Annotated in this window: 3 protein-coding genes; 1 reads left to right on the top strand and 2 read right to left on the bottom strand. The window is 73.7% G+C overall.

Features of this window, described 5'->3' with window-relative positions; genetic code table 11:
* Nucleotides 1-214 precede the first annotated feature (214 nt).
* On the top strand, nucleotides 215-1,780 hold the full coding sequence (locus ABWU78_RS20740) for a helix-turn-helix domain-containing protein (RefSeq protein WP_439159374.1): 1,566 nt from the start codon (nucleotides 215-217) through the stop codon (nucleotides 1,778-1,780).
* Here ABWU78_RS20740 and ABWU78_RS20735 read toward each other — a convergent pair.
* Nucleotides 1,764-4,793, bottom strand: coding sequence for a sigma-70 family RNA polymerase sigma factor (locus tag ABWU78_RS20735; protein ID WP_439159373.1), 3,030 nt, complete (start codon nucleotides 4,791-4,793; stop codon nucleotides 1,764-1,766). The genes ABWU78_RS20740 and ABWU78_RS20735 overlap by 17 nt on opposite strands.
* Nucleotides 4,794-5,042: 249 nt before the next feature.
* On the bottom strand, nucleotides 5,043-5,792 hold the full coding sequence (locus ABWU78_RS20730) for an Ig-like domain-containing protein (RefSeq protein ID WP_353706859.1): 750 nt from the start codon (nucleotides 5,790-5,792) through the stop codon (nucleotides 5,043-5,045).
* Between the last annotated feature and the right edge of the window lie 358 nt (nucleotides 5,793-6,150).

Below are 6,150 nucleotides of genomic sequence, written 5' to 3'. Positions count from 1 at the left end.
GACCACGAGCGAGGTGATCTGACCCCACCACCACGCGCCTCTCCTGACAGCGGCCCTCCCACCACCCGGCGGGAGGGCCGCCGTGCTGCATGTGACCCACATCACACGACACGAATCGTGGGGCTCGGCGTCCTAGTGGTGCAAGACCCCGCCGAATCGGAAATATCGGCTCACGCCGGGAATCTGAGAGGACTGCACAGTGGAGTGTCAGGCGATGCCGACCCGGAACACCGACGTGGGCAACGTCGAAACGCTGCTGGGCGCCATCCAGACAGGCGACGCCGACGCCGCACGGAGCGCGCTGGAGCACTGCTGGACCGGCCTGCTCGACGAGGAAGAAGGCACCGCCCTCCAGGCCGTCCAGGCCGCGGTGCTCGCCGGGGGCCCGCCGTCGGTCCCTTCCGACCTCCTCGACCTCGTGTCCGTGACCCGCCAGATGCCCACCCACCCGCGATACCGCGCTACCAACGCCTGCCCCGACGAAGCGCAGTCCGGGCTGTCTGCCTTCGTCCGGACGGCCAAGCAGCGACGCGCGGGGCAGCCCGGCGCCTCGTCGGCGACTGCCACGCAGTGGCTCCTGCGGGTGAGGAACACCGAGCTCCCGCGCTCCCGGATCCTGGTCATGCTCCAGGCCTTCGTCAGCGCCCTCGAGGCAGGACGGACGACCGAGGCGATCCTGCACGCCGAGGAGGCGTACCGGCTGTCGATCTCCACCGGGGCGTCGAGACTGGCGCGGGCGGCCGCTGAGTCCGCAGCGCTCGCGCTCGCGCTCGACGCGCAACGCCACCGCGCGCAGAGCTGGATCGCCGAGGCATGCCTGCTGCCCTCACCGCCACCGTGGTGGCAGCGGACGGTCGGCGACCCGCTCCTCCTCGCCACAGACATCGCGCTCCTCGAGACCACGGGCCCCACCGGCGCCGCTGCCAACCCGTTCCTGCGGACCGCGCACTGGGCGGCGGACCTATGGTTCGTCGCACTGCACCTGGACACCTGGCACGCCGCCGTGAGCCCCACGCCCGCCGTCGCCCTCGACGGCCTCCACGCCTCACTGCTGCAGCGCTCTCCCGTGACCCACGCCGGTGACGCCACAAGCGATCCGCAGCGTCCCCGACAGCTCCCCCCTCTACTCGCGCTCGATCTCGGGCGCCTGTACCTGGAGCACGGCCGCGGCACGAGCGCCGAGCTCGTGGCCGAGCTCCTCGACCAGGAGCCCGCCGCGCACTCCCTCCTGACTGCACGGCTCTGCCTCGCGCGTCGGCGCCCCCGCGAGGCCCTCGCCGCCGTCCGCAACCCTGCGGTCGCCCACTCCGCCTCACCACGCGTCCGCATCGAGGCGCGCCTGCTCGGCGCGGATGCGCACCTCGCGCTCGGATCCGACGACGAAGCGCACCGCGAGCTCGCCCACGCCCTCGACACGGTCCGCCGCACCGGAGGGTCCTTCCCGTTGCGCTGGGGATCGCCCGCCGTCCTTCACGAGGCCGCACGCCTGTCCGGGCACCCCGTCGTCGAGGAGCTCGCCCGCACGGCGCGCGAACCGGTCGAGCCGACATTCTCCACGCTCTCCGAGCGGCAGTCGGAGGTCCTGGGCATGCTTGCGCAGGGACTCACCGCAACCCAGATCGCTCGTCAGTCGTTCGTGTCGGCGAACACCGTGAAGACGCAGGTGCGCGACATCTACCGCCGGCTGGGAGTGCACGACAGGGCGTCTGCACTGCGGCGGGCGCACGAGACCGGGCTGCTTGACCCCGTCGTCCGGCCCGGGCTCAGGATCCGCCCGTGACGACGGTGAGCGCTCCCACCCAGAAGTCGTCCCCCGTGCTCACGGCGCGCAGTTCGGCACGCGAGGCGAGCAGCGCGGTCGGCCGGAACGGCTTCACGTCGACGCCGAGCGAGTTCGCGTAGGACGATCCCCAGGCCGTCGAGTCGAAGGCATTGCTGGCTGAGCCGACCGCGCCTGGGCCGGATCCGGCCCACCGCAGCGGTACCAGCGCGGTGTCGTCGAGGAAGAGCTGGTCCCCGCCGGTCGCACGGTCACCCTCCCAGGCGACTGCACCGATGCGCGCCTGCGACCCTGCGCGACCAGCGACGACCGCCTCGCGGCCGCCGTCGCCCTTGGTGACGGCCATGAGACCGTCGTTCACGATCGCGAGCCTCGAGGCGGCGCCGGTCGGGTCCCGGTGCACCACCACGAGCGCCCACCCGGCCATCGACCCAGTACCACCGGCGGTGCACACGTCGGCGACCCCCCAGGTTCCCGACCCTCCGGCCCTAACCTGCGCCGTCACGTCGACGCTGGCCTGGTAGACCGCGTAGTCGCGCCCGGGCGCACGCTCGACCACGACCTCGCCGACGGGCTGCCTGAGCGATCCCCCGGGTGAGGCCAGCCGCACTCTCCCGACGGACCCGTCGCACACGCCGGTGCGATACTCGCCGCCCCAGTACAGCCGCGCGCTGACGATCTCGCTGCCGGACGGCAGGTCGAGACGAGCCCGGGACGACGGCGTGCCCGTGCCCAGCTCGTCGACCGTTGCCATCTGCCACGCCTTGTTGTCCTGCAGGGTCCCGGTCGCGGTGCCGTCGACGACGCTCGCGCACCTGCTGTCGGACGGCGGGCAATGCAGGACCGGGGCCCCCACCTGGGTGACGCCGACGTCCCCCACCGCGACGTAGCGCGCGGCGAGCGGCGAGTCCCGCACCACGACGTCCTGGCTGAACACCGCGTCCGACTGCCCGTCTGCGGGCCGGACGGTGACGGGAACCGCGCCCTGGGTGGTGTGCGGTGCGACGACGACGGGGACGAGCAGCGTCGAGGCCGCCCCGAGGGCGAGCCCGCGTACCGTACAGAGAGCACCAGCGCCCGACGCCTTGCACGTCCAGTCGGAAGAAGCCCGCCCGAGGTCGGCAGAGTCGAGGGCGACGCCGGTGGGCAGCACCACCTCGAGCACGACGGTCGCGACCGAGGCCGGGCCGGCGTGCGTGACGGTGACGCCGAGGACCCCGGGGCGCCCGGGCGCGAGGTCTCCGAGATCCTCGAAGACGACGTCGAGCTCGACCACGTCCGGGGACGTCGTCGAACCGCCGGGATCTACCGCCCCCGGCGACCCAGGCACCCCGGGCGGTGCAGCGTCGCCCGGCGCGCCGGAGCCGTCCCTGGTGCCCTGCCCCTCCCCGCCCGCGCCGTCCGGTGCGCCCACCGGAGAGCCGTGCTCTCCCGGCGTCGGAACCGCACCGCTCCCCTGAGCCTCGGTCGGCACCGACGGGTCACCCTCGTCGACCTCCACGCCGGACTCAGCATCCGCGGGGCCCGCCCCGTCGGAGGCCACCGGCGCACCGACCGGGGCGACGACCACCGGGACGGGGAGCATCCCCGATGCCGCCACACCCAGGAGCACGACGAGCACCGTCGACACCACACCGACGGACCAGGGCCAGGTCCGCGCGGGGCGCGACCACCACACCCGGCGCACGAAGCGCCCCGGGTGACGCACCGTCCCCACCACCGCGGACCACCACCGCGGCCACTCCCCGAACCACCCCACGATAGGAAGCAGGAGCAGACCGCCCGACGACGCGCCGTCGCGCTGTCTGACGGCGCTGGCACCTGCGGCGCCGCCCACCCCACGGCGGCGTCCCCGACGAGAGAGCGCCGACGGACCTCGCTCCGCCCCAGCAGCCGCCACGACGGCCGCCGCAGCCCCTGCTGCGGCACCTGCTCGCTCGCCCCCCAGGGGTACTGCCGCCGTCGCCCGGTCCACGCCGTCCGCCTCGTGCACGCCTGCCACACCACCGACCACGCCCTCGGGCGGGCTACCGAGCACACCGGTCGCGAGATCGTCGGCCGGGCCGTCCGAGCCGTCGTCCGTGGGACGGGCGGAGGCCATCGTCCCGGACGCACCAACCACGGCGAGGGCGCCGGCGGCTGCGCCACGAGTGCGGCGCCGTGCCGCCCACCGACCACCCAGCGCCGACCTGCCCGCCCGGGGCGAACGCGGGCCGTCCGACGACGCTGCCAGCACTGCCGGGGCTCCAAGGGGCAGGAGCAGGATGCGCATACGACCGCGGAGGTCGCTCAGCTCCTCAACGACTGCGGTGCACGGGGCACAGGTCGTCAGATGCGTCTCGATGCGCCGCCGTACCTGCGGGGTGAGACCACCCTGCGCGTACCGCGCCAGGTGCGGCGAGAAGTCCGCGCACCCGGGGTCGGCCCGCCGTACGTGGGCCTGGAGATAGCCGTGGCGCAGGCGGTCGCGCGCTCGCCGGGCCAGGGACGACGCGGCGTTCGGCGAGATGCCGAGCATCGGCGCCGCCTGAGCCGGCGTCATGCCCTCCACGTCCAGGTACCAAAGCACCTGCTGCCAGCGGGCCGGCAGCGTGCCGAACGCCGAACGCACGAGGGAGACGTCCTCGGCCACGGTCAGGCGGTCGGGGTCGTGCGCCGGGCCGTCGAGAGCCTCATGCGACGCTGGCCGGACCCTCTCCTGCGAGCGGACGTGGCTCAGCGCCGCGTTGCGCACGGACGTCAGTAGGTACGAACGGACGTTGCTCGTCGGTCCGCCGCCCTCGCGCGCCTTCGTCAGCAGCGCGGTGAAGGCCTCCGCCACCGCGTCGTCGGCGCTGGGTCCCGCTCCGAGGACGCGCCGGGCCACCCCGAGCGCCGCGGGACCGTGCCGACGGTAGAGCTCAGTGAACGCCGCGTCCTGCCCTGCTCGCAGCGCGTCGACGAGCCGGTCATCATGGAGCTCCGCCCAGCCGAGCGAGGTCTGCGACGCGCCGCTCTCTGCGCGATCAAGCATGCTCGGACACCTCGTGACACCTGGACGGACGGTATCACCGCGCATGTGTGCTGATCCTCACGGCGCGGTGGGCACTGGACGTGCACAATCCCCACCGGACCATACCTCTCCGACTTCGGCCGATCTAGCCGGTCTGACCGGTTCACCCGGCCCACACCTCCGCCCCTTGGCCGCGCTGCCACGACACGACCGTGGCGCGCCCCGACACCGGGACGCGCCACGGTCATCCGCCGCGCGAGCGCGCGTCGGTCAGCGGCGTGCCCGGCGCCGCACCGCCACGAAGGACAGAGCCCCGACACCGGCCGCGAGGGACCCGAGCGGCGCGACCAGCGGGACGCCGCTCTCATCCTCGGTCACGGTCACGGTCACGGTCGCCGAGCGCGCCACCCGGTCCGGCCCGACGACCTGGTAGGTGAACGAGTCGGTGCCGACGAACCCGGCGGGAGGCGTGTAGACGACGAGCCCCTCGGGCGTCACGGTGACCGCGCCTCCGTGAGCGGATGCGGCCTCGACCGTCGGCAGGCTCGACCCCTCGGGCAGGACGTCGTTGGCCAGGACGTCGATCGTCGTCCCCGCACCGGTCACGGTGGCCGCCGCGTCGTCGACGAGCTCTGCGGCGTCCCGCTCCACGGTCACGCGAAGGTCACCGAGGAGCCGCGCGTGCGTCGCGTTGGACCCGGTCGCCGTCACGGTCACCTGCTCGACTGCGGAACCCTCGAACACGCTCGCCGCGCCGGACACGTTCTCCACGCCGCAGAGCTGACGGGTGTCCGGGTCCCAGCGGTGCCGGGCGCTGATGCTCACCGGATCAAGAGCCTCCGAGACGGAGACGCACTCCTGCCCCGCCGCGTTGTCCTGAAGGCTCCAGATCGTGAGCTCGAGCTCCACCGGCTCCGAGAAGGAGACGGTGGCCTCCTGCCCCTGAGTCAACGTGGCCTGTCCACCGGAGAGCTCCGCAGTCGACTCCCAGCGGACCCCGGACTCCAACGTCCCGCTCATCCCGGAGCCGTCGACAACGTCCGTGACGGGTGCGGCCGCCGCGACGCCGGCCAACCCGACCAGGGCCGCCGTCGCCAGACCTACCGCTCCGGCGGACGGTCCGAGCGCCCTCCGCCGCCATGACACCCGCGCTCGTGCTGTCATCGAGACCTCCCGTGCTCGTGCGCCGGACCGGTGCCCGGCGTTCGGCTGTACCGACGGCACGACGGACTGCCCATGACGCCCTCCTCGGGGTCGCTCCCGATTCCATACCGCTTCCACACCGCGGGCGGGGCGCGCGACGGCGGCCCTCCCGCCGGGTGGTGGGAGGGCCGCTGTCAGGAGAGGCGCGTGGTGGTGGGGTCAGATCACCTGGCTT

The sequence above is a fragment of the Cellulosimicrobium sp. CpK407 genome (assembly GCF_051844275.1).
Lineage (GTDB): Bacteria > Actinomycetota > Actinomycetes > Actinomycetales > Cellulomonadaceae > Cellulosimicrobium > Cellulosimicrobium cellulans_G.
The sequence above is the reverse complement of the archived record's forward strand: the minus strand, read 5'-3'. Positions and strand labels throughout refer to the sequence as shown.

What these genes read in the sequence shown, in the direction of transcription:
- ABWU78_RS20740 (WP_439159374.1), top strand. Translation starts at nt 215, where the DNA reads ATGCCGACCCGGAACACCGACGTGGGCAACGTCGAAACGCTGCTGGGC.
- ABWU78_RS20735 (WP_439159373.1), bottom strand. Translation starts at nt 4,793, where the DNA reads ATGCTTGATCGCGCAGAGAGCGGCGCGTCGCAGACCTCGCTCGGCTGG.
- ABWU78_RS20730 (WP_353706859.1), bottom strand. Translation starts at nt 5,792, where the DNA reads ATGAGCGGGACGTTGGAGTCCGGGGTCCGCTGGGAGTCGACTGCGGAG.